The sequence below is a fragment of the Pseudomonas mandelii genome, from assembly GCF_024138395.1.
Classification (GTDB): Bacteria; Pseudomonadota; Gammaproteobacteria; order Pseudomonadales; family Pseudomonadaceae; genus Aquipseudomonas; species Aquipseudomonas mandelii_E.
Genome location: NZ_JAMYDU010000080.1, coordinates 1 through 202 on the forward strand (window position 1 = coordinate 1; position 202 = coordinate 202).

Annotated in this window: 1 tRNA gene; it reads left to right on the plus strand. The window is 58.9% G+C overall.

Going from position 1 to position 202, the window contains the following annotated elements:
* Positions 1-129 precede the first annotated feature (129 nt).
* Positions 130-202 (plus strand) — tRNA-Asp (locus NHU87_RS28395).

Below are 202 nucleotides of genomic sequence, written 5' to 3' on the forward strand. Positions count from 1 at the left end.
GTGATTAGCTCAGCTGGGAGAGCGTCTGCCTTACAAGCAGAATGTCGGCGGTTCGATCCCGTCATCACCCACCACTTCCGAGAGTCTTGCGAAAGCAAGATGGAAGCTTTTAAAAGCCTCCACCGACGCGCAGCGGTAGTTCAGTCGGTTAGAATACCGGCCTGTCACGCCGGGGGTCGCGGGTTCGAGTCCCGTCCGCTGC